Annotated in this window: 23 protein-coding genes and 1 pseudogene; 11 read left to right on the top strand and 13 right to left on the bottom strand. The window is 44.6% G+C overall.

Annotated features, from left to right (window positions below):
* Positions 1-12: 12 nt before the first annotated feature.
* The 6 genes from C9J45_RS09860 (at position 13) to recG (ending at position 7,076) form a co-directional block, all read left to right on the top strand.
* Entirely contained in the window at positions 13-876 is an 864-nt protein-coding gene (locus C9J45_RS09860; RefSeq protein WP_107207520.1) for a YicC/YloC family endoribonuclease, read from the top strand.
* Between the two features lie 201 nt (positions 877-1,077).
* Positions 1,078-1,704 carry a guanylate kinase gene (gene gmk, locus C9J45_RS09855; RefSeq protein ID WP_107207440.1) on the top strand — a complete coding sequence of 209 codons (627 nt, stop codon included), beginning with the start codon at positions 1,078-1,080 and terminating at the stop codon, positions 1,702-1,704.
* 51 nt (positions 1,705-1,755) lie between these two features.
* A complete protein-coding gene (rpoZ, locus tag C9J45_RS09850; RefSeq protein ID WP_005371960.1) occupies positions 1,756-2,031 on the top strand; it encodes a DNA-directed RNA polymerase subunit omega in 276 nt (91 codons plus the stop codon).
* 17 nt (positions 2,032-2,048) lie between these two features.
* On the top strand, positions 2,049-4,151 hold the full coding sequence (gene spoT / locus C9J45_RS09845; RefSeq protein WP_107207439.1) for a bifunctional GTP diphosphokinase/guanosine-3',5'-bis pyrophosphate 3'-pyrophosphohydrolase: 2,103 nt from the start codon (positions 2,049-2,051) through the stop codon (positions 4,149-4,151).
* 118 nt (positions 4,152-4,269) lie between these two features.
* Positions 4,270-4,995, top strand: coding sequence for a tRNA (guanosine(18)-2'-O)-methyltransferase TrmH (gene trmH, locus C9J45_RS09840; protein ID WP_107292472.1), 726 nt, complete (start codon positions 4,270-4,272; stop codon positions 4,993-4,995).
* Positions 4,995-7,076 (top strand): ATP-dependent DNA helicase RecG, encoded by a 2,082-nt coding sequence (gene recG / locus C9J45_RS09835; RefSeq protein WP_107292471.1) that lies wholly within the window; start codon positions 4,995-4,997, stop codon positions 7,074-7,076. Before trmH ends, recG begins: the two co-directional genes overlap by 1 nt.
* A gap of 70 nt (positions 7,077-7,146) precedes the next feature.
* Here the strand turns inward: recG and envZ are convergent, their stop codons facing one another.
* A complete protein-coding gene (gene envZ, locus C9J45_RS09830) occupies positions 7,147-8,478 on the bottom strand; it encodes a two-component system sensor histidine kinase EnvZ (RefSeq protein WP_107292470.1) in 1,332 nt (443 codons plus the stop codon).
* 3 nt (positions 8,479-8,481) lie between these two features.
* A complete protein-coding gene (gene ompR / locus C9J45_RS09825) occupies positions 8,482-9,201 on the bottom strand; it encodes a two-component system response regulator OmpR (RefSeq protein WP_107292469.1) in 720 nt (239 codons plus the stop codon).
* Positions 9,202-9,566: 365 nt separating this feature from the next.
* Between ompR and greB the strand changes: the two genes are divergently transcribed.
* Both greB and C9J45_RS09815 read left to right on the top strand, forming a co-directional pair.
* Positions 9,567-10,049, top strand: coding sequence for a transcription elongation factor GreB (gene greB / locus C9J45_RS09820; protein ID WP_105061157.1), 483 nt, complete (start codon positions 9,567-9,569; stop codon positions 10,047-10,049).
* A gap of 163 nt (positions 10,050-10,212) precedes the next feature.
* Entirely contained in the window at positions 10,213-12,537 is a 2,325-nt protein-coding gene (locus tag C9J45_RS09815) for a Tex family protein (RefSeq protein ID WP_107292468.1), read from the top strand.
* Positions 12,538-12,604: 67 nt separating this feature from the next.
* On the opposite strand, the gene C9J45_RS09810 is transcribed toward C9J45_RS09815, so the two are convergent.
* Together C9J45_RS09810 and bioH are read right to left on the bottom strand one after the other, a co-directional pair.
* The gene (locus C9J45_RS09810; protein ID WP_107292467.1) at positions 12,605-13,063 is read right to left on the bottom strand and encodes an ATP-dependent Lon protease; all 459 of its coding nucleotides are present in this window, start codon (positions 13,061-13,063) and stop codon (positions 12,605-12,607) included.
* A gap of 71 nt (positions 13,064-13,134) precedes the next feature.
* Complete coding sequence (gene bioH / locus C9J45_RS09805) at positions 13,135-13,917, bottom strand: pimeloyl-ACP methyl ester esterase BioH (protein WP_107247044.1); 783 nt, start codon at positions 13,915-13,917, stop codon at positions 13,135-13,137.
* 35 nt (positions 13,918-13,952) lie between these two features.
* Between bioH and C9J45_RS09800 the strand changes: the two genes are divergently transcribed.
* Positions 13,953-14,660 (top strand): ComF family protein, encoded by a 708-nt coding sequence (locus C9J45_RS09800; protein WP_107208649.1) that lies wholly within the window; start codon positions 13,953-13,955, stop codon positions 14,658-14,660.
* 142 nt (positions 14,661-14,802) lie between these two features.
* Positions 14,803-15,381: a Fe-S biogenesis protein NfuA gene (gene nfuA / locus C9J45_RS09795; protein ID WP_005371977.1), complete on the top strand. Its 579-nt coding sequence runs from the start codon at positions 14,803-14,805 to the stop codon at positions 15,379-15,381.
* 73 nt (positions 15,382-15,454) lie between these two features.
* Here nfuA and C9J45_RS09790 read toward each other — a convergent pair whose 3' ends face one another.
* From C9J45_RS09790 to C9J45_RS09765, 6 genes and pseudogenes are all read right to left on the bottom strand, one after another.
* Positions 15,455-15,838: a 3D domain-containing protein gene (locus C9J45_RS09790; protein ID WP_107208650.1), complete on the bottom strand. Its 384-nt coding sequence runs from the start codon at positions 15,836-15,838 to the stop codon at positions 15,455-15,457.
* A gap of 105 nt (positions 15,839-15,943) precedes the next feature.
* Entirely contained in the window at positions 15,944-17,290 is a 1,347-nt protein-coding gene (gene dinF / locus C9J45_RS09785) for an MATE family efflux transporter DinF (protein WP_107208651.1), read from the bottom strand.
* 175 nt (positions 17,291-17,465) lie between these two features.
* Positions 17,466-17,594: pseudogene (locus tag C9J45_RS09780) on the bottom strand (protoheme IX farnesyltransferase); the annotation flags it as partial.
* Positions 17,587-18,660: a heme A synthase gene (locus C9J45_RS09775; protein ID WP_107208652.1), complete on the bottom strand. Its 1,074-nt coding sequence runs from the start codon at positions 18,658-18,660 to the stop codon at positions 17,587-17,589. The gene C9J45_RS09775 and the pseudogene C9J45_RS09780, both read right to left, overlap by 8 nt.
* Positions 18,661-18,684: 24 nt before the next feature.
* Positions 18,685-19,221, bottom strand: a complete 537-nt coding sequence (locus tag C9J45_RS09770; protein WP_107208653.1) for a cytochrome oxidase — start codon at positions 19,219-19,221, stop codon at positions 18,685-18,687.
* Between the two features lie 3 nt (positions 19,222-19,224).
* Positions 19,225-19,902, bottom strand: a complete 678-nt coding sequence (locus tag C9J45_RS09765) for an SURF1 family protein (RefSeq protein ID WP_107208654.1) — start codon at positions 19,900-19,902, stop codon at positions 19,225-19,227.
* A 90-nt stretch (positions 19,903-19,992) separates the two neighbouring features.
* Between C9J45_RS09765 and C9J45_RS09760 the strand changes: the two genes are divergently transcribed.
* Positions 19,993-20,199 carry a DUF2909 domain-containing protein gene (locus C9J45_RS09760; RefSeq protein ID WP_105061168.1) on the top strand — a complete coding sequence of 69 codons (207 nt, stop codon included), beginning with the start codon at positions 19,993-19,995 and terminating at the stop codon, positions 20,197-20,199.
* Positions 20,200-20,221: 22 nt separating this feature from the next.
* On the opposite strand, the gene C9J45_RS09755 is transcribed toward C9J45_RS09760, so the two are convergent.
* The 3 genes from C9J45_RS09755 to ctaD are packed head-to-tail and all read right to left on the bottom strand — an operon-like array spanning position 20,222 to position 23,305.
* Positions 20,222-21,118 (bottom strand): cytochrome c oxidase subunit 3, encoded by an 897-nt coding sequence (locus C9J45_RS09755; RefSeq protein ID WP_107208655.1) that lies wholly within the window; start codon positions 21,116-21,118, stop codon positions 20,222-20,224.
* Entirely contained in the window at positions 21,102-21,677 is a 576-nt protein-coding gene (locus C9J45_RS09750; RefSeq protein WP_107208656.1) for a cytochrome c oxidase assembly protein, read from the bottom strand. Before C9J45_RS09750 ends, C9J45_RS09755 begins: the two co-directional genes overlap by 17 nt.
* 8 nt (positions 21,678-21,685) lie before the next feature.
* Positions 21,686-23,305, bottom strand: a complete 1,620-nt coding sequence (gene ctaD / locus C9J45_RS09745) for a cytochrome c oxidase subunit I (RefSeq protein WP_107208657.1) — start codon at positions 23,303-23,305, stop codon at positions 21,686-21,688.
* Positions 23,306-23,307: the final 2 nt, after the last annotated feature.

Here is a 23,307-nt window from a genome sequence, read left to right as displayed (position 1 = left end):
AGGCCAAAAGCCATGATCCATAGTATGACTGCTTATGCCCGTCGCGAAATTAAAGGCGATTGGGGCACTGCTGTGTGGGAGATCCGCTCAGTAAATCAACGTTATCTTGAAACCTACATTCGTATGCCTGAGCAATTCCGTAGCTTAGAGCCAGTATTACGTGAGCGTTTCCGTAAACGTCTTGCTCGCGGTAAAGTGGAATGTAATCTACGTTTTGAAGCCAATATTGCCGCAAACACAGCACTAACCATCAATGAAGCGTTAGCAAAACAAGTTATTACTGCTGCTAAATGGGTAAAAGAAACCGCGGGTGAAGGTAATATCGGCCCATTCCAAGTCCTTAATTGGCCGGGTGTGATGGAAGCGCCAGAGCAAGACTTAGATGCGATTAACAAAGATCTACTGACGGGTTTTGAACTCGCTATGGATGACTTCATTGCCGCACGTGCAAGCGAAGGCGATAACATGAAGCAGCTTATCGACCAACGTCTGGATGCTATTTCGGTTGAAGCAACCAAGGTACGCACTATGATGCCAGAAATCATCAACTGGCAGCGTGAGCGCATTATGTCTCGCCTTGAAGAGGCAAAAGTTGATCTTGATGCGAACCGCATTGAACAAGAGCTGATCATGCTCGCGCAAAAGAGTGATGTCGCAGAAGAGCTTGATCGCCTTGATTCTCACGTGAAAGAAACCCAAAAAATCATCGCAAAAGGTGGCGCATGTGGCCGTCGTTTAGACTTCATGATGCAAGAGTTCAATCGTGAATCTAACACCCTCGCATCAAAATCAATCAACACTGAAGTCACAGCTTCTGCAGTTGAACTTAAAGTCTTGATTGAACAAATGCGCGAACAAATCCAGAATATCGAATAACTCGATAATCGCTCAATCAAGGAAGCCATTGCTTCCTTGGTTGTCGTTGATTAGCTGCTGCAATTATGAAAAACGCATTAAAGCCAACTAGGCTTAAGCTATATCGCACAAAAAGATGAATTTTCCAGCAACTAGCTAATTTCAATTATGCGCAGATCATGATAATCTTCGCGCCCTTCTATCACTGAGTGAAAATAGGCAATGAGCAAAGGTACTCTATACATCGTGTCGGCCCCAAGCGGTGCTGGTAAATCAAGTCTGATTAATGCCCTTCTTGAAACAAACCCGACCTATGACATGAAAGTATCCGTGTCCCACACAACTCGTGGTATGCGCCCGGGTGAAGAACACGGTGTTCATTACAATTTCGTTAGCGTAGAAGAATTTACTGACTTGGTAGAACAAGGTGCATTCCTTGAACATGCAGAAGTATTCGGCAACTACTATGGCACTTCACGCCCATGGATCGAAGAGCAATTAAATAAAGGAATTGATGTATTCCTTGATATCGACTGGCAAGGTGCGCGTCAAATTCGCACACAAATGCCAGCGGCTAAGAGCTTATTCATCCTTCCTCCTTCAAAAGAGGAATTAGAGCGTCGTCTAAATGCGCGCGGTCAAGATAGCGAAGCTGTTATTGAACGTCGTATGCAAGAAGCTCGTTCAGAAATCTCACACTACGATGAGTATGATTATGTTATCGTAAATGATGATTTTGATGTTGCTTTAATCGACTTTAAAGCAATTATTCGTGCTGAACGATTGAAGCAAGACAAACAAGCTGCTAAATATAAGAGCATGTTGTCTGCACTACTAGCAGATCAGTAAGTTATTTTGTACAATTTTCTATTCCTAATTTAATAACCACTGGAGTCCTCCATGGCACGCGTAACCGTTCAAGACGCTGTTGATAAAATTGGCAACCGTTTCGATCTGATCCAAATTGCTGCTCGCCGCGCACGTCAAATGCAAACCGGCGGTAAGGATCCATTGGTTCCTGAAGAAAACGACAAGTACACAGTAATTGCACTTCGTGAAATCGAAGAAGGCCTAATTACTAAAGATATCCTTGATGCTCGTGAGCGTCAGGAACTGCAAGAGCAAGAAGCTGCTGAATTAGCAGCAGTTAGTGCTATTGCTGGCGACCACCGTTAATCAGGGAACCGGGCGAATTGTATCTTTTTGATAGCCTGAAAGAAGTCGCAATCGAGTACCTGCCAGAGCCTCAGCTAGAGGCTCTTAGGCAGGCTTTTCTCGTTGCTCGCGACGCACACGAAGGGCAAACTCGCTCCACTGGCGAGCCTTATATTATCCACCCCGTTGCGGTTGCTCGCATCTTGGCGGAAATGCGTCTCGATATTGAAACGCTCATGGCGGCATTGCTTCATGACGTTATCGAAGATACCGAGGTCACTAAAGAAGATCTCGCCAGCCGTTTTGGCGACACTGTCGCAGAATTGGTCGATGGCGTATCGAAACTCGATAAATTAAAGTTTCGAGATCGAAAAGAAGCACAAGCTGAAAACTTCCGCAAAATGATCATGGCAATGGCGCATGATATTCGCGTAATTTTGATTAAGCTGGCTGACCGTACCCACAATATGCGAACACTCGGTGCCCTTCGCCCCGATAAACGTCGTCGTATTGCCCGCGAAACTCTTGAAATATTCTCTCCTCTAGCCCACCGTCTGGGTATCCATAACATCAAATCTGAACTTGAAGAGCTTGGCTTTGAAGCGTTATACCCAAATCGCTACCGTGTATTAAAGCAAGTGGTAGCTGCGGCGCGTGGTAACCGTAAAGAGATGATCAATAAAATTCACGCTGAAATTGAGGGTCGCCTCAGTGATGCGGGAATTCACGCTACCGTATTAGGCCGTGAGAAAAACTTGTTCTCTATCTATAACAAGATGAAGAACAAAGAGCAGCGTTTCCACTCCATCATGGATATCTATGCTTTCCGTGTACTTGTGAGTGATTTAGATACCTGCTACCGCGTATTAGGACAAGTACATAACCTGTACAAACCCCGTCCTAGCCGCATGAAAGACTACATTGCGATCCCGAAAGCCAATGGCTATCAATCGCTGCATACCTCGCTTGTTGGCCCTCATGGTGTTCCCGTTGAAGTACAGATTCGTACCGAAGACATGGATCAAATGGCAGACAAAGGCGTTGCTGCGCACTGGACCTACAAAGATGGCGAAAGCTCAGGTACTACAGCGCAAGTTAAAGCCCAGCGTTGGATGCAAAGCTTACTTGAACTTCAACAAAGTGCAGGTAGCTCATTTGAATTTATTGAGAACGTAAAATCCGATCTTTTCCCTGATGAGATTTACGTTTTTACCCCGAAAGGCCGTATTGTTGAATTACCTGTTGGCGCAACCGCGGTAGATTTTGCTTACGCCGTGCATACTGATGTCGGTAATGCTTGTGTTGGCTCTCGCGTTGATCGCCAACCTTATCCACTAAGCAAACCACTTAAAAACGGTCAAACCGTTGATATCATTAGTGCTCCTGGCGCTAGACCTAACGCTGCATGGCTTAACTACGTGGTGACATCCCGTGCCCGCACGAAGATCCGCCAAGTGCTGAAAACCATGCGTCGTGACGAGTCGATTACTTTAGGTCGTCGCTTGCTAAACCATGCTCTTGGTGGCACTAATATTGATAATATTGCTAACGAAAATATTACCAAGGTATTGTCGGATCTCAAACTCAGCTCAATGGATGATCTTCTCGCTGAAATCGGCTTAGGTGAAGTGATGAGTGTGGTCATTGCTCGTCGTTTGTTAGGCAATGTCGATGAGCTCACGCCAAAAGAAAATGATCGTCGCTTACCAATTCAAGGCGCTGATGGCATTTTATTAACCTTTGCTAACTGCTGTCATCCGATCCATGGCGATCCAATCATTGCCCATGTTAGTCCAGGGAAAGGTTTAGTGATCCACCGTGAAGAATGTGCCAATGTCCGTGGTTATCGTAAAGAGCCGGATAAGTACATGGCGGTAGAATGGAGTGAAGACTTCGATCAGGAATTTGTTACCAGCTTGAAAGTTGATATGCAAAACCACCAAGGTGCATTAGCCGATCTCACTAACACTATTGCTGCGACAGGCTCGAATATTCAAGGCTTAGCGACGGAAGAAAAAGATGGCCGTTTATACACCATCACCGTAAAGTTAACCACACGTAGCCGCATTCATTTAGCCAACATTATGCGTCGAATTCGTATTATGCCAAATGTCGTACGTGTCGCGCGCCAGAAAAACTAAGCGTTAAGATACGCACAGTTTTCATCATAAAAACGCCCTTTATTGGGCGTTTTGTGTATTTGGCAATAAAGCCTTATTATCATTAACCTATCTCATTTGTTTTCATTAGGTAACCTCCATGACCCCAGATCGTTTTCAACGTATCCACCAAGTATTGGCAACGCGTCAGCCCGATCTGACGGTATGTATGGAAGAAGTCCACAAACCAAATAATGTCTCAGCGATAATCCGCACAGCTGATGCTGTCGGTGTACATAAAGTCCATGCCGTTTGGCCCAAAGAAGGGATGAAAGTATTAAGCCATACTTCGGCTGGTGCGCGTAACTGGGTTGAATTAGATACCCATGATTCTATGGTTGAAGCCGTACAAGCATTAAAAGATCAAGGCATGCAGGTACTGGCTACCAACCTATCTGATACTGCGATTGATTTTCGTGATGTTGATTACACCAAACCAACAGCGATTATTTTAGGCGGAGAGAAAAACGGGATCACAACTGAAGCGCTAGCGATGGCCGATCAAGATATCATCATTCCAATGGTCGGTATGGTGCAGTCATTAAATGTGTCAGTCGCAAGCGCGTTGATTTTGTACGAAGCACAACGCCAACGTCAAAATGCTGGTATGTATGAGCGTGAAAAAACCTTACTACCAGATGATGTCGTTAACCGAATCCTATTTGAACGCGGGCATCCTGTTCTTGCTAAAGTCGCACAACAAAAGGGCTTACCTTACCCACAACTCGATGATCAAGGTCAGATTGTTGCTGATGAAGCATGGTGGGCAGCCATGCAAGCGAAGAAAATGAAAAAACGCCAACCCGCAATGGAGAATAACGAGTAATGAGCGGACAACTCCTCAATACTATTTCGCTAGCTGAACTCTCTGGCGTTGGAGCAAAAATGGCAGAGAAACTGGAAAAGATTGGGCTCCATAATGTCCAAGATTTACTGTTTCACTTACCATTGCGCTATGAGGATCGCACTCGTATTTGGCCTATCAATCGAGCCATGCCAGGGCAACACTTGACCGTTCAAGGTGAAGTCCACCATACCAGTATTACTTTTGGTAAACGTAAAATGCTGGCAGTAAAAATTGGAGACGGCACAGGCTCTGTTACGCTGCGCTTTTTTAATTTCAATGCAGCAATGAAAAATAGCTTTGCTGAAGGTAAACAAGTTAAGGCTTACGGCGAAATCAAAGGCAGTAAATTCGGTCTTGAGATCATTCATCCGGATTACCGTATTTTCTCAGAGCCGACCGAGCTTAGTGTTGAAGAAACCTTAACACCAGTATATCCAACCACTGATGGCTTACGTCAACAGACCCTGCGTAACCTAACCGACCAAGCGCTCAACTTGCTCGATAAGGCAGCGGTGACAGAACTACTGCCTGAAGGTTTATACGACCGTCAAATGACGCTTGCGCAGGCATTACGTGCGATGCATCGTCCAACCCCTGATATCTCATTAGATCAATTAGAAGCAGGTAAGCATCCTGCTCAACACCGGTTAATTTTAGAAGAATTGTTGGCGCAAAATTTATCGATGTTGGCATTGCGCAGCAAAGGACAACAACATAGTGCTTGGCCACTTGCCGCAAAAGATTCATTAAAGCAGCAACTGCTCGATAGTCTGCCGTTCACTCCAACAGGTGCGCAGCAACGTGTTGTCGCTGACATTGAAACCGATCTTATTAAGCCGCAACCAATGATGCGTTTAGTTCAAGGGGATGTTGGCTCAGGTAAAACCTTAGTTGCCGCTCTTGCCGCCCTACGCGCCATCGAACATGGCTTTCAAGTCGCCTTAATGGCACCAACGGAATTACTGGCAGAGCAACATGCCATCAACTTTGCCAACTGGCTTAATCCTATGGGTATTCAGGTTGGTTGGATGGCAGGTAAGCTGAAAGGCAAAGCGCGCGAAACGGAACTTGCCCGTATTGCGAGTGGTGAAGTGAAGATGGTGGTCGGCACGCATGCCTTATTCCAAGACCACGTTAAATTTGAAAATTTAGCACTCGTTATCATCGATGAACAACACCGATTTGGTGTCCATCAGCGTTTAGAGCTACGAGAAAAAGGGGCCAATGAGGGTCGCTATCCACATCAGTTAGTCATGACAGCAACCCCCATTCCACGTACTCTTGCCATGACAGCTTATGCCGATATGGATACCTCGGTCATTGATGAACTGCCCCCCGGCCGAACACCGATCCAAACTGTTGCCTTACCCGATGCCCGTCGCCCTGAAATTATCGAGCGTATTCGATCAGCTTGCGTTAATGAAGGACGCCAAGCCTATTGGGTATGTACCTTGATTGATGAATCAGAAGTGTTGGAAGCCCAAGCCGCCTCAGATACTGCCGATGAACTGACGGGTTTACTGCCTGATTTAAAAATTGGTTTAGTACACGGACGAATGAAAGCCGCAGAAAAACAAGCGGTGATGGCAAGTTTCAAAGCTGGTGAGCTGAATTTGTTAGTTGCCACAACCGTGATTGAAGTCGGAGTGGATGTACCCAATGCCAGTTTAATGGTGATTGAAAACCCTGAACGATTAGGCTTAGCGCAGCTCCACCAGCTACGTGGACGTGTCGGTCGAGGAAAAGTTGCGAGTCACTGTGTATTGCTTTATCACGCCCCCCTGTCTAAAACCGCACAAAAGCGTTTAGGGGTATTACGTCAAAGTAGTGATGGTTTTGTGATCGCCCAACGAGATTTAGAAATTCGTGGCCCAGGTGAATTATTAGGTACCAAACAAACCGGTATTGCTGAATTTAAGGTCGCCGATCTTATCCGTGACCAATACATGATCCCACAAGTGCAGAAGCTGGCTCGCTATATTCATGACAGTTACCCCGATAACGCCAAAGCCATCATTGATCGCTGGCTAGGACAACGAGAAAACTACTCAAACGCTTAGTTATTGGTAAAGTACAAATACAACAAAGCCCACATTACCGCGCGGTAATGTGGGCTTTTCATTTGCTGACTTACTTCATTTTATGTAGTGGTAACGTCACTTCAACGCGTAAACCACCTTCGCTGCGGTTACGCACTAAAATAACACCATCATGCTGATCAACAATACGCTTCACAATCGCAAGTCCTAACCCTGTCCCTTCCGCTTCACTACCGCGAGCTGAATCACCACGCGTAAGGGGTTGGAACATCTTATTGACCTGATCAGGCGCAATACCCGGACCATCATCTTCAACGCAAAACCATACAGATTTACGATCAGCAGAAGCACCACTCGATATCTTCACCCAACCTTTACCGTAGCGTTGTGCGTTCACCACAAGGTTTGCGACAGCACGTTTAAGCGCAACTGCGTTTGCTGACACCGAACCTGGGATCTCACCGAGTTGCTGATCAATTGTTTTACCGTAACTGCCTTCAGTATGCGCAACATCAATCAACAAGGTATTCAGATCAAGATCTTCTTCTTCCTGCTTCTTGGTCGATTTTAGATAATCCATAAACTGACTAATGATCGCGTTACACTCTTCGGTATCAGTGATCATCGATTCCGCTAAATAACTATCTTCAGGTGACATCATTTCTGTAGCCAGACGAATACGGGTTAATGGTGTACGTAAGTCGTGGCTGACGCCTGCCATTAACAGTGCGCGATCGTCTTCTAGCTGTTTAATGCCCTGTGACATCTGATTGAAGGCTTTGGTGACTGAGCGAATTTCAGAGGCACCTTGCTCAGGAAGTTGTGGCGGCGTTTCACCACGTCCCACCATAAGTGCAGCCTGTTCCAATTCCATTAATGGACGGTTTTGGATCCGAATGAATAACCAGCCGCCAGCAATCACAAGAAAGGCAATGATCAGGCTATAGCGAAATAGCGGCGCAAAGTCTTCTTCTTGCAGCTCGGATAACGGGACCCGCATTAAGAAATTCGGCATCGCATCGGTTTTTAGCCACAGCACATAACTGTCAGCACCGAGCAATAAACGCACATCGGTTGGCGAACCAAGATCTTTGGTCATCTGCTCACTGAGATAACCGATATGCATCGCATCATGGAAAGGTTTGGCCGCTTCACTACCAGGCGCGACTAAGGTGAGACCTAACTCTTCTAATAGTTTACGACGAAGAGGACGGTCAAGGTGTACACATTGATCATCCGGCATCACCAATTCATCGTTAAGCATCAATTTTACTTCATAAGATAAAATGCGGTTGAATTGCTGAATACTGGGTAATAAGGCGTAATTAACTATGGTCAGATACGAAAAAATCTGGCTTGCGATAAGCAAGCCAGCTAATAGGATTAACGTTCGACCAAATGTGCTTTTTGGCGATAAACGCATGGCTTACGCCTCGCGACCATCAGGAACGAAGACGTAACCTAAACCCCACACTGTTTGGATATAACGTGGACGGCTTGGATCTTCTTCAACCATACGACGTAAACGTGAGATTTGTACGTCGATAGAATGCTCCATTGCAGAATACTCACGACCACGCGCCATATTCATCAACTTATCACGTGACATCGGCTCACGGGCATTAGTAACCAATGCTTTTAATACCGCAAACTCACCAGACGTTAATGGCATAGGAACATCGCCACGGAACATTTCACGGGTACCTAAGTTTAAACGGAATTCGCCAAATTCAATCATCTTACTATCAACACTCGGTGCGCCCGGTGCTTCAATTGTTTGACGACGTAGTACCGCACGAATACGCGCTAACAGCTCTCGAGGGTTAAACGGTTTAGGCAGATAATCATCAGCGCCCACTTCAAGACCAACAATGCGATCAACCTCATCACCTTTTGCTGTTAGCATCAAAATAGGTAACATGTTATTGGCATTACGTAAGCGACGACAAATTGATAAGCCATCTTCACCTGGTAGCATTAAATCTAACACCATTAGATGAAACGTTTCGCGGGCTAATAGACGATCCATTTGCTCGCCATTTGCCACACTTCGAACCTGAAATCCTTGCTCAGATAAATAACGTTCTAATAGCGCGCGTAAGCGCATGTCATCATCAACAACCAGAATTTTGTAATTTTCTTGCATAATCCACCTTCAGCGGTCGAGGTCTTGAGCTTTTGCCGTAGTGTACGTCAGCTCACTAAACAGACTCAGAATTTCCTGCGTTTTTTTCAGGCAAATATGTAACAGAGTATGTATATTCGTTTTATGCGCCAGATAAGCGCCTGAGTCAATTAAGTAATTATAAAAAAGCTAAAATGAAGTGAAAACTAGGGTTGCACTCTGTTTTATCTTAGTGAAAAGACACCTGCTCTCTGTTATATCTCATCTTTAATTTCTACATAATTTGAAACTTACCGCGACAATTTATTATTGCGCTTATTGACCCATCCGTCTAAGCGTTAGATCATCGCCCCATTCCTCGTTCACGTCATGTTATAAGGATAGCTATGAGAACCAACCTGGTGACGCGTGAAGGTTACAATAAATTAAAAAAAGAACTTGATTTCCTATGGCGTGAAGATCGCCCTGAAGTGACCAAGAAAGTCACTTGGGCTGCCAGTCTGGGTGATAGATCTGAAAATGCCGACTACCAATACAATAAAAAACGCTTGCGTGAAATTGACCGTCGCGTCCGCTTTCTACGTAAACGCTTAGATGTATTAAAGGTGATTGATTACTCCCCGCAACAAGATGGCAAAGTCTTCTTTGGTGCTTGGGTGGAAATTGAAAATGAAGCGGGAGAAACAAAGACCTTTCGTATCGTTGGTCCTGACGAAATTTATGGCAGAAACGACTATATCTCAATTGATTCTCCCATGGCACGGGCGCTACTCAGCAAAGAAGTCGATGATGATATTGTCGTTACCACTCCGCTTGGCAAGAAAGAATGGTTTATCAATGAAATCCGCTACGACACCGACATTGAGTAATTAAATCATCATTACTGCATACGATAGAAGCCGTTCGTTATGTACACGGCTTCTTTTCCGATCTTTTTTCTGCTCACTGACACACTCTTAACATCGGTAAACTTGCCACTCTCATCGGGAGACGTAGAATGTAAGCTTAACGATAAACAAGAGATACCTACGGATGAGCAACTCTATCAATCAGCTGATTGCCAGCGAACTGAATGTTCGAAATGAACAAATCAATGCAGCAGTCACACTGCTCGATGATGGTAACACCGTGCCTTTTATTGCCCGTTACCGTAAAGAAGTCACTGGCGGCTTGGATGATACCCAACTTCGTAATTTAGAATCACGTTTAGGCTACTTACGTGAGCTCGATGATCGTCGTCAGGTCATTTTAAAATCGATTACTGAGCAAGGTAAATTGACCCCTGCGCTAGAGGCTGAAATCAAGACAGCAGACAGTAAGACCCGTCTTGAAGATCTTTACTTGCCTTACAAGCCTAAGCGCCGCACTAAAGGTCAAATTGCCATTGAAGCCGGTATTGAGCCTTTAGCTGATCTGCTTTGGAGCCAACCAGACAACACTCCTGAGCAAGCAGCTGAACAATTTTTGAATCCAGAGCAAGGCTTTGCTGATACCAAAACAGTACTGGATGGCGCTCGCGCAATCTTAATGGAGCGCTTTGCTGAAGATGCAACCTTGCTTGATAAGATCCGTCGCCAGTTAAACGGTCAAGCAGAACTGACTTCTCGTCTTGTCGATGGCAAAGAGCACGATGGTGCGAAATTTAAAGATTACTTTGAATATAACGAGCCATTAAAAACCATTCCATCTCACCGTGCACTCGCGCTATTTCGTGGGCGTAATGAAGGCTTCCTACAATTAGCATTGAATGCTGATCCCAACCAAGATGAAGGCGTGCGAGGCTCTTACTGTGAAGTGATTATTGCCGATCACTACGGCGTAAAACTGGGCTCGGCACCAGCTGATGCATGGCGTAAGCAAGTGATAAGTTGGGCATGGCGCATTAAGATTTTAATGCACATGGAAACCGAACTGATGAGCGCACTGCGTGAAAAAGCCGAAGATGGCGCGATGCAAGTGTTCGCTGATAACCTGAAAGATTTGCTAATGGCTGCCCCTGCCGGTCCTCGCGTCACACTAGCACTCGATCCTGGTTTACGAACAGGGAGTAAGATTGCAGTGGTTGATGAAACCGGCAAGTTACTCGATACTGCCACCATCTACCCGCACCAACCCCACAACAAAATTGCAGAATCAAGCAAAGTTGTTTTAGCCTTAATCAACAAGCATAACGTTAACTTAATTGCGATTGGTAATGGTACTGCTTCACGTGAAACAGATGCGTTTGTTGCCAAACTACTTAAAGATAATAATCTAAAAGTACAGAGCGTAATGGTGAGTGAAGCCGGTGCATCGGTATACTCTGCATCAGAGCTTGCTGCAAATGAATTCCCAAACCTAGATGTTTCTATCCGTGGCGCGGTGTCTATTGGTCGTCGCCTGCAAGACCCATTAGCAGAGTTAGTAAAAATTGATCCGAAATCTATCGGTGTAGGTCAATACCAACACGATGTTAGCCAAAGCATGTTAGCGAAACGCCTCGATGCTGTCGTAGAAGACTGTGTAAACGCCGTGGGTGTGGATGTCAATACTGCATCTGCTGCACTACTGACACGCGTGGCAGGTTTGAACTCCACCATCGCACAAAACATCGTGAACTACCGTGATGAAAATGGTCGCTTTGATGCGCGTACAGCCCTGAAAAAAGTCGGCCGTTTAGGGCCAAAAGCCTTTGAGCAGTGCGCTGGATTCTTACGGATAATGAACGGTAAAAACCCACTTGATAGCTCTGCAGTTCACCCAGAATCTTATGCGGTAGTTAAAGCTATTTCGGCTGCTAATAATAAACCGGTTGATGCGATCATAGGTAACACCGATTTCCTACGTAGCTTAAAAGCCGCTGACTACACCGATGCTGATTTCGGCTTACCAACGGTAACCGACATCATTAGCGAGCTGGATAAACCTGGTCGAGATCCTCGTCCTGAGTTTAAAACAGCCACCTTTGCCGAAGGCGTTAATGAAGTAAAAGATCTGATCCCTGGCATGGTATTAGAAGGCGTGATCACTAACGTGACTAACTTCGGTGCTTTTGTTGATGTCGGCGTACACCAAGATGGTTTAGTCCATATCTCTGCCCTGTCTGATAAGTTCGTTTCAGATCCGCGCGAAGTGGTAAAAGCCGGTGATATCGTCAAAGTGAAAGTGATGGAAGTGGATTTACAGCGTAAGCGTATTGGTATGTCGATGCGTCTGTCTGATGAGCCAGGACAAGAGAAGCCGACTCGTCAACCTCGCGATAATTCAGCACGTCCTGCACGAAGTCAACCACAAAGCCAACCTCGTCAACGTGATAACGGTAATGCCGCAATGGGTGGTGCGTTTGCAGCAGCCTTTGCTAATGCCAAGAAAAAATAAGCTAACGTCTTATTAGGTTAAACAAAAAGCCAGACGAGATGTCTGGCTTTCTTTTATCTACTAGAAATCAAATCACTTGTAGATATTCTGTTGGCGGGTTTGGCACACTGGCTTGTGCATACTTAAATGCCACCACCCCTTTAGTCCGCTCGTTTTGATTAATTTTATCTAATTGCTCAAGTAATTCTCGCGGTAATTTAATGTGCATGCTGTAACCCAGTGCACTGTCTTTCTCAAGATAATTACTGGCAGATAGCAGTTCAACAAGACGGGTAATATCCTCTTGATAACCTTTTAAAATTTCATCATCTTGCTTATCATAATCCGGATGTTCACTCGGATCCCAACTTGGTTTTTTTAGCTGTTTCTCTTCACTGGTTATTGGCTTTTCATCTGCCGCCGCGCTACTTGCAGTTAACGGGACAATTTTTTCTCGCACTCGGTTATCTCGCGCAACTTGATCGGTTGGCGGATTGACCGTTGTGGCTAATGGCACACCACCAGCTTGTAGAGGAGAAATATTCATACCGAAAACAAATTCACCATGTGCAAAGTAAACAAACCCAAGTGGTTACTATTTAATCATAACGGTAATTTTTAAGATACAACAGCATCTTCAGCAATAAACTGCCGCACTGCAGCGATAAATTCATCAGGATGTGAAATAAACGGTGCATGAGATGCCGACTGAAAAACATAACTCAATGACTGTGGGCAGAGCTTGCTAATCGCAGCTTCTGTTTTAACGGGTACCAAGCCATCTAAGCGACCATACATTCGTAGCCAAGGTTGAGTGAGCAATGACAGTTCTGCTCGCTGATCAACGGTTTCAAGTAACATTAACCCCAGCGCCAAGGCTGAGGGTTGTGGCGTCGGCCGTTCAAGTACGGCTTGCTTTAAATTCTTTATATCCTGTCGGGCTGTCGGGCTGCCCATCGCTTGTAACGCTAAGAATCGCTCTACCGTTAAGTTAAAATCAGAGGCGAGCTGTGATTGAAAATTCCTGAGTACATCCGGTTTGATCCCTCGCCATTTTTCTCGCGCCATAAAACTTGGCGAACTGGCTAAAGTCATTAATTGTGTTACACGCTCAGGTGCAAGTAATGCCGCTTGCGTTGCCACTAGACCACCCAGTGACCAGCCTAACCACGCTGCTTTCTGAGGGGCGCGCGCTAATACCGCTTGCGTGATCTCGACCAAGGACTCCGCAGTAACATCACCGCTATAACCGTAACCCGGTAAATCACACCAATGCACAGTAAAATGCTCAGCGAGGGCTGGGATCACATCTTGCCATACCGCACCATTCATTCCCCAGCCATGAATGAGAACCAGATCCGAGCCTTGACCTTTACTGTGCCAATCAAGCATTACCGCCATTACACTTCCTTATTCGGTTTTTTGAGGTTTTGTTTATGATGCCAAAAAACACAACGGCTTGGCTATCTCACACCTGCCGTAAACTATTATTTCGCCACTGTAGCTTATGTCAGTTACCACTCGAACCCAATGATGATTATTGGTGTCATTATTGTCTTTCTCAATTTCCATCCCCGCCTTACTGTCAACGATGTGGTACAACGACTTTAAACGCTGAACAATATTGTGGTCAGTGTTTGACGACTCCGCCACCTTGGCAACGATTGTATCGTTTAGGTGAGTACCAACCGCCTCTACAGCAATTAGTTAGCCAATTTAAATTTGGGAAAAAGTTCTGGCTTGCAAAACCATTAGCCAAACAATTAGCAAAACAAATTACCGACCCCGCCCCTTTATTGCTTCCTGTTCCGTTGCACCGCTGGCGTTATTGGCAACGAGGATTTAACCAAAGTCATTACTTAGCGTTAGCCTTAGCTCGTGAACTTAGTACCCAAGTTGATCACAATGTATTGGTGAGGACTCGCCATACCCAAGCACAAAAATCCCTGACAAAAAAACAACGTAAAACTAATTTAGCCAATGCCTTTGCTATTAAAGACTGTGCGCTTCCGCAGCATGTGGCCTTAGTTGATGATGTCGTTACAACTGGAACAACCGTGGCATTATTAACCAAAAGACTCCACCAGCAAGGCGTAAAGCGCGTTGATATAATTACGATTTGTCATACCGAAAAACCCGTATAGTCATCACTTATAACAAAAAAGTCGCGCATTATGATGTAAAACGTGGTGAAATTAAAAATGCTAATATTAGGGATGATAGAACGTCTCTCTAAGAGTAGAATAGAGAAAACTCACTAAATAGGTCAGGTATTACGTCGTGTCAATGATCACTATTACTGAAAGCGCTCAGCAGCACTTCGGCAAGCTTCTTGCCCAGCAGCCTGAGGGTACTAATATCCGTGTTTTTGTTGTTAACCCAGGCACTCAAAGTGCTGAGTGTGGTGTATCCTACTGCCCACCTGAAGCGGTTGAAGCAAGCGACACCGAAATCAAACTAGAGCTATTTTCTGCTTTTCTTGATGAGCTAAGCCTGCCATTTTTAGAAGATGCTGAAATTGATTTTGTTACTGACAAAATGGGCTCACAACTTACACTTAAAGCACCGAATGCAAAAGTGCGTAAAGTGTCTGATGATGCACCATTGATGGAGCGTGTTGATTACGTTATCCAAACCCAAGTTAACCCACAACTTGCCGGTCATGGTGGTCACGTTTCTTTATCAGAAATCACTGAAGATGGCGTTGCTATCTTACAGTTCGGTGGTGGCTGTAATGGTTGTTCAATGGTTGATGTCACACTGAAAGAAGGCATCGAAAAAGAGCTACTCGCACAGTTTGAAGGTGAGCTAACTGGCGTTCGTGATATTACCGATCACGCACGTGGTGAGCATTCATACTACTAATTTTTAGTATGAACGGAAAATCAAAAAGCCGCATATAAGATGCGGCTTTTTCGTTTTGAAACCAAGATGCTCGTTATAATACGGTGAGAGTGACTCTCTTTCGTCCCCAGCGTTTTGCGGCACGAATGTCTTTCCCCATGTAAATATCAATCTTATTACGCCAACGGGGATTCATTTTATCCAGCACAACATATTCACCGGGCAAACCTGATATTTTAACCTTTACACCTCGTTTTAATCCTTTTTTCAACAAATCCCGTGAAACGGCAATTACTTTCATCCCTGGTTTTAACCTATCTCCCCATGCAGCAATGTTAGGGTGTGAGCTTGTCTGCGCCCTAACAGAATTATACGCTGTCGCTGTCACATGCATTTTTTTATGGGTAGTAGCAAAGCTATTTACGCTAAACACCAATGCAATAGTCAGTAAGAAATAAGCAAGAATATTCTTTTTCATATCCAACACCCGGCTAAAAAGTGCTCGCATTTTAACCAAAAGACCATCAGGTTTGATAGCTTTTTTTGCTCAAAATTAATACAAAATGTATATTTTAAATCTAACTTACTGTTTTAATGCAGGAGATAAGAAAATATTTTTTTTCCACTGGTAACCGAAAATAACCGCTAATGTCACACCACGTAATGCCATAAAACCTAACATCGCCGCCCATAATGCATGGTTGCCATAGCTATCCATTAACCACCAAATGGCAAAAAAGCCACTGGTTGCAACAAACATACTGTTGCGCATAACTCGCCCTTGCGTCGCGCCAACAAAGACGCCATCCAGTAAAAAACACCACATAGCCACTAATGGTACTGCAGCAAGCCAAGGCAAATAAATATCAGCTTCAGCTTGAACCGCGGGAAGATCGGAGATCAAACTGACTATGCGCTCACCACCTAAAGAAAATGCCAATGTAAGCGCAACAGATATTATAAAGCTCCAAAATGTAGTGTTAATTAAATAACGTCCTAACTGATCACGATTGTTCGCACCAACGGCTTTTCCTACTAATGCTTCCATCGCATAAGCAAAACCGTCCATGGCATAAGACACCAACATTAAAAAGCTCATTAACACAGCGTTTGCCGCGACTACATTATCGCCTAGTGTTGCACCTTGGAAAGTCATAAAGGTAAACGTCGCTTGTAAGCACAAGCTCCGTAAAAAGATATCTCGGTTTAATTTAAGTAGTCGCCCCATACCATGTCGCGCAGCCATAATTTTTTCTTTTAACGGCGGCAAACCTAACGCTAACCATTGACGAGAAACAAACCATAACCCTAATAACATACCACTATAATCAGCTAGTACCGACGCAGAAGCAGCACCTTGAACTTTCCAGCCAAAGCCTAATACAAACAGAACATCCAAAAGAATATTAACAAGGTTAGTGATGATCAAAAGCCACATTGGCAACTTGGCATTTTGCGCCCCAAGTAACCAGCCCATGATGACAAAGTTTGCTAAAGCGGCAGGCGCTCCCCAAATACGGATTGAAAAGTATTGCTCTGCGTAAACTTTCACTTCATTACTAGCATCACTGAAATGGAAAATAGCACTGCTGACAGGTTGGTGTAAGGCAATAAGAATAAACGCGAGTAACCATGCCAACGCGATACCTTGAACAAAAATAGCCGCTTGCCCATGTTTATCTTCTCGGCCAAAAGCTTGCGCCGTAATCCCTGTGGTTGCCATGCGTAAGAAACCCAACAACCAGAATGTAACGTTGATCATGGTACCGCCAACCGCGACGCCACCGAGATACCACGACTTATCAAGGTGTCCGATCACAGCAGCATCCACCAGCCCGAGTAACGGTACTGTAATGTTTGAAAGTACCATTGGCAGGGCTAATGCAAACACCTGATAATGTAATGATTTGTCTTTTAATGCTGCTAGCACGTACTACCTCTGCCGCGATAATTATTATTATATAGCAGAGCAGTTTAACCAGTTGATTATGGCGACAAAAGTCTTATTGATTAAAGCGTATAAGATCTGTTGTTCATCGGAGATGACTAACCATACCAAGGTAGTCACCAATGATAGGTAAGAAGTACTACAAATAAAGCCAATAAATGCCCACTAATGCGGTCAGTAATAACATGGCGACGACTTTTGGTTTCGTCATCGTAAGGTAATCACGCCAAACCGCTATCGCTGGCGAACGAACTCGACTGGAATGAAGCCGTTGTGATTTATCCATGCGTAGCGCTTTCCGATGCAAAAGACTCTACCTCTAATGGGGAGCGGCAATTGCATATCAGGCGATAACAGGTGGTGACAACGGTAAGTAGTAAGATTAATCCAACTACATTGTGCGCAACGGCAATCAGTAACGGCAAGTTAGCAAGCACATTGGTAATGCCTAATATTATTTGTATCGCTAATCCCCCTATCATCGCAATGCTATAGCGACGTAAGGGCGGTTTAAGCCACAGCAACCCAGCCAACACCAACACCAAAACCGCTGTGATAATTGCACCAATACGATGAGTAACATGAATAGAGACCCTTTGGGCATAATCTAAAACGCCATATTCATAGCTACTGTGTTGAGGTTGAATCAATTCAAACGCGCGAGGATCAAATATTCCCTGCCAATCCCCTTCGCATATCGGTAATTGTGTGCATACAACGGCGGCATAATTAGCCGCTGTCCAGCCTCCTAATGCAATTTGGCTTATCACAACAACTAAAACTGCAATTGCTGCGCTTTTGAGTACCGTTAAATATCGATGTGATAATGATAAATGGGGTTTAAAACCCTCTTGATAGAAAAGGGGGTTAGGTTGAATCCGTAAACGTAGTAGCCACAATAACGATACAATAGTAAAACCGCCCAACAAATGCGCCATCACTACAACAGGCATAAGTTGCATGGTAACCGTCCACATTCCAAGTAACGCTTGAAAAGAAACCACACCCAATAACACACTGGGTAACAATTTAGGCCGTCCACTTCGACTCCATGCCATCACAGCAATCATTACCACCAAAAGACCTAGCGAGCCTGCAATATAGCGATGTACCATTTCATTCCATGCTTTTACCGGTTCAACAGGCGAATCAGGGTAAATCGCTTGTGCTGCTTGTAATTGTGATTCCGTTTGCGGTACTGACATGAACCCATAACAGCCAGGCCAATCGGGACACCCTAAACCCGCATCCGTTAACCGCGTATAAGCCCCCATCCCAACCACAATCAAAGAGAGAAAAAAGGCAGCGGTGACTAAAAAGTAGAACGGTTTATCTTTTTGCGTTTTATGCATAATCAATCCCACTATTTATGACATTTAGCCAATTTTTGATACTTTTAGCAGCCTTTTTAAATCACGTAAGATGTCTTTACCTTGTGCTAAAATGGCCTGTGGTTCAGCCTCTAGCGGATAGGCCATCATCACATTGCCATGAGGATCGGCTAGGTATACTGCATTGAGTCCATATTGAGATGGCGCAAATTGCTCATATTCTGCTGTGTTGCTGCGATAGCGTTGCAGATTTTCAACATCAACGGGAACGACGGTTGTTGGTTCAACGGGGGCGAGCAGCAAAACACTTCTCACCCGATCTTGATAAGCCCCAACAGCAAGAGGCATTTGCTTTAAGTGAAATAATGCACCTTCACAACGGCTATCACATTGTTGAGGCAACCAATAAATAAGTTGCCACTTTCCAGACGCAAGCCAATTTGCCGTCAACGGTGGAGTTAATAATTGACCTTTATTGGTGACACCACCGCTATACCACTGTTGGGTTAAGATTAATTTCGCTAGGATGATAGGCAGTAAAAACATCACACCTAATAACATTAAAACCTGATATTTTTTCATTCCTTATTCCCTCTTATATAGCCACCACCCAGCCATCCCTAATACCGCAAAGGCTAAAACAAACCACTGCGTGGCGTAGCCATAATGCTTATCTGCTTTCATCACGATAGGGGTCCAATTTTGTTTAAGCGCGAGAGGATTCGTAGCTGCAATTTGAACCACCCATTGCGGTAGAGCGCGATTTAATTGTTGTGACAGCCATGCCGGTTCAATATTTTGTACCCGTAACGGCCAACTCACGGCAGATGATTCTGGTTTGAGTTGTAATAATGAGGTGGTTGGTGCAATTAGACCGGTAATGACTTTTTCGCCACTAAATTGTGGTAACACGGGATATAACTCACGATAAGGAGGCGCGGCAATCCAGCCCAGATTGACCAATATCCATTGACCTTGGCTAAGGAAAGGGAGATAAAAATGGTAGCCTGCTTGACCATTATTTAGTTGGTTATCAAGTAAGATCGGATGCTGATTATCAAACACGCCAGTAAGCGCCACATTATGCCAAACGGGCGTACTGGGTAATTGCGTAATATCAGAGATAGGTTCGGTCTGAATCGTTTCTTCGACTCGCTGCTGTAATTGAAGCTTTTCAGCTGCTCGGCTTAATTGCCAAAAGCCTAATCGCCCTAACATACACACCACGATGAAAGTAAAAATAACAAAAGCAACTTTTCGCATCGATGTTTCCTCCATCCCTATTGGTTGAAAACAGCTATCCTTAAATAAGCGCTTAATGTGTTATCACCCCTATTCAATCAGAGGCTTTCGATGTTGATAAAAATACTGCTTATCGGCTTATTACTGGTGATCATCGTCAATCTTTTTAAAGCCCTCCCAATCATGTTAAAAGGTCAATCATCACGCCCAATGTCGCATTACTTAGGCTGGCGTATTGGCTTATCTGTCGTTGTTTTTAGCCTGATTGTGATTGCTTTATTAACTGGGGTTATCACCCCCAACCCTCGCCCGTATTAATCTTGTATCTTCAAAATAAACACTAAAGAATATAAACAAACAGAAATAAACCTAACCACACCACATCAACAAAGTGCCAATACCAAGCGCCTGCTTGAAATGCAAAATGATGTTCAGGCGTAAAGTGCCCTTTTAAAATTCGACACCACACAATAAACAAGATAATCGCACCAAGCGTGACATGAACGCCATGAAACCCAGTTAACATAAAGAAGGTATTACCATAAATCCCTGCATCTAATCGTAGGTTCATGTCTTCATAAGCATGGACATATTCAACACCTTGTAAGTACACAAACACCGCGCCTAGTAATACTGTAAGCAACAGTAGCAACTTCAATCGAGGACGATTATTTTGCTCTAATGCAGTATGAGCAAAATGTAATGTCACCGATGATGTCAGTAATAAAATGGTGTTATAAAGCGGCAAACCTATTGGCCCCATCGCTTGGGTTTCGGTGCCATCTGGCGTTTTTTCCAATGGCCACATGGCGACAAAGTCCGGCCACAACACCGCATTGGTCATGACATTATTACTTGCACCACCCAGCCATGGCACAGCAATCATTCGGGCATAAAATAGCGCGCCAAAGAAAGCAGCGAAGAACATCACTTCTGAGAAAATAAACCAGCTCATTCCCTGACGAAACGAGCGATCCATCTGCGCACTATAAAGCCCCGCCATAGATTCTCGGATCACATCACGGAACCAACCCACTAGCATTAATAAAATTAGCCCCACACCTACCAATAAGATCCAAGGACCTTGACCGCCAAACAGATCTCCGACAGTCGCGCCAGCACCTAACGCTATAAGAAATAAAGCAATTGCCCCCACTATGGGCCATGCACTTTCATCGGGGACATAATATTTCGTTGTTGGCGGTAAGTTATCGGTTTCACTATAGGGCTTTGACATTATCCACCTCACTGTGTTGCTCAATCACAGGGTTATCCTTGTCCGTTGCAACGTTGAATAGGGTGTAAGCTAAAGTCAGTGTTTCTATCTCTTTCGGCAAGTCAGGGTCGATATAGAACACCAACGGCAATTCTGCATTTTCACCACCCTCTAAAGGCTGATGATTAAAACAAAAACATTCGATTTTATTGAAATACTTCGCCGCTACGCCCGGTGTTACCGAGGGCACAGCTTGTCCGATAGTGGCGACTTTATTTAAGTTTTTCGCATCGTATTTAATGATTTTTGTTTCACCAGGATGCACCGTGATTTGCTTTACCTGAGGCGTAAATTGCCACCTCACACCTGGATTAATGTAGGCAACAAATTCAACCGTCACTTCTCGGCTGGTATCCACTCGATCACTGGTTTCTGTGGGTGTTGTAGCTGTTTTTCCATTGATCCCCGTGATATCGCAAAACACGTCATAAAGGGGAACCAACGCAAAAGCAAAGCCAAACATCCCAACTGCTGCGGCAATTAACCCCCACAATGATCGCTGTTTTTTCGGCTCATCCATCACGCCTCCTAAGGATCAATCTTGGGCGGTGTTGAAAAGGTGTGATATGGCGCAGGTGATGCGACTGTCCACTCCAACCCTTCAGCACCTTCCCATGGTTTGGCAGGTGCTTTTTCTCCCCCTCGAATACATTTCACCAAGACCGCGATAAATATCAATTGAGAGACCCCAAACAAGAAACCACCAATACTGACCACGGCATTAATATCTGCAAATTGCAGGGCATAGTCAGGAATACGACGTGGCATACCCGCCAATCCTAAAAAATGCATTGGGAAAAATAAGATGTTGACCGAGATCAGCGAACACCAGAAGTGCCATTGCGCCAAACGCTCATCAAACATGTGTCCAGTCCACTTTGGTAACCAATAATAGGCAGCAGCCATGATCGAAAAGATAGCGCCAGTGACTAACACATAATGGAAATGGGCAACTACAAAATAGGTATCATGATATTGAAAATCAGCAGGCGTAATAGCGAGCATCAATCCAGAAAAACCGCCAATGGTAAAGAGCACAATAAACGCAATAGCAAACAACATTGGCACTTCAAAAGTTAATGATCCTCGCCACATCGTTGCCACCCAGTTAAAGACTTTCACCCCCGTAGGGACTGAAATCAACATGGTGCAATACATGAAAAATAGCTCTGCTGCGACAGGCATCCCCGTGGTGAACATGTGGTGTGCCCAGACGATAAAGCTTAACCCAGCAATGGATGCCGTGGCGTACACCATAGAGCTATAACCAAAGAGTTTCTTGCGCGAAAAAGCAGGGATAATGGCAGAAATAATACCGAAACTCGGCAAAATCATAATATAAACTTCAGGGTGACCAAAGAACCAGAAAATATGCTGGAACATCACCGGATCGCCACCACCCGCCGCATCAAAAAAGCTCGTACCAAAATATTTATCGGTTAATACCATGGTCACTGCGCCTGCTAAAACAGGCATAACCGCGATAAGTAAAAATGCGGTGATCAACCATGTCCAAACAAAGAGTGGCATTTTCATATACGTCATGCCTGGTGCGCGCATATTCACGATGGTCACGACAACGTTAATCGCTCCCATGATTGAGCTAATTCCCATGATATGAATGGCAAACACAAACAATCCCGTACTCGGTGGGCTATATGTTGTTGAAAGTGGCGCATAGAATGTCCAACCAAAATTAGGCCCGCCCCCTTCCATAAAAAGAGAGGCTAACAACAAGCTAAATGCAAAAGGCAGGATCCAAAAGCTCCAGTTATTCATCCTTGGCAAAGCCATATCTGGTGCCCCAATCATCATTGGGATCATCCAGTTCGCTAATCCCGTAAAAGCGGGCATCACGGCGCCAAACACCATAATCAAACCATGAACTGTGGTCATCTGATTAAAAAAGTTGGGCTCCACTAACTGTAAGCCCGGTTGAAATAATTCAGCCCGAATAACCATCGCCATTGCGCCGCCAACAAAAAACATGGTTAAACTAAACAGCAAATATAGGGTGCCGATATCTTTATGATTGGTGGTAAATAACCAACGCTTTAGCCCTTTCGCAGGATGCGAATGATGGTCGTGTTCTGTGTCAGTACAGCCAGCAGTATCAATTTCAGCTTCTTGGCGCATCATATCCGTCATGC

This window comes from Photobacterium sp. GB-1 (assembly GCF_003026165.1).
In the GTDB taxonomy this organism is placed as follows: Bacteria; Pseudomonadota; Gammaproteobacteria; order Enterobacterales; family Vibrionaceae; genus Photobacterium.
Note: the sequence above shows the minus strand (reverse complement) of the source record. Positions and strands in the feature narration are given on the sequence as shown.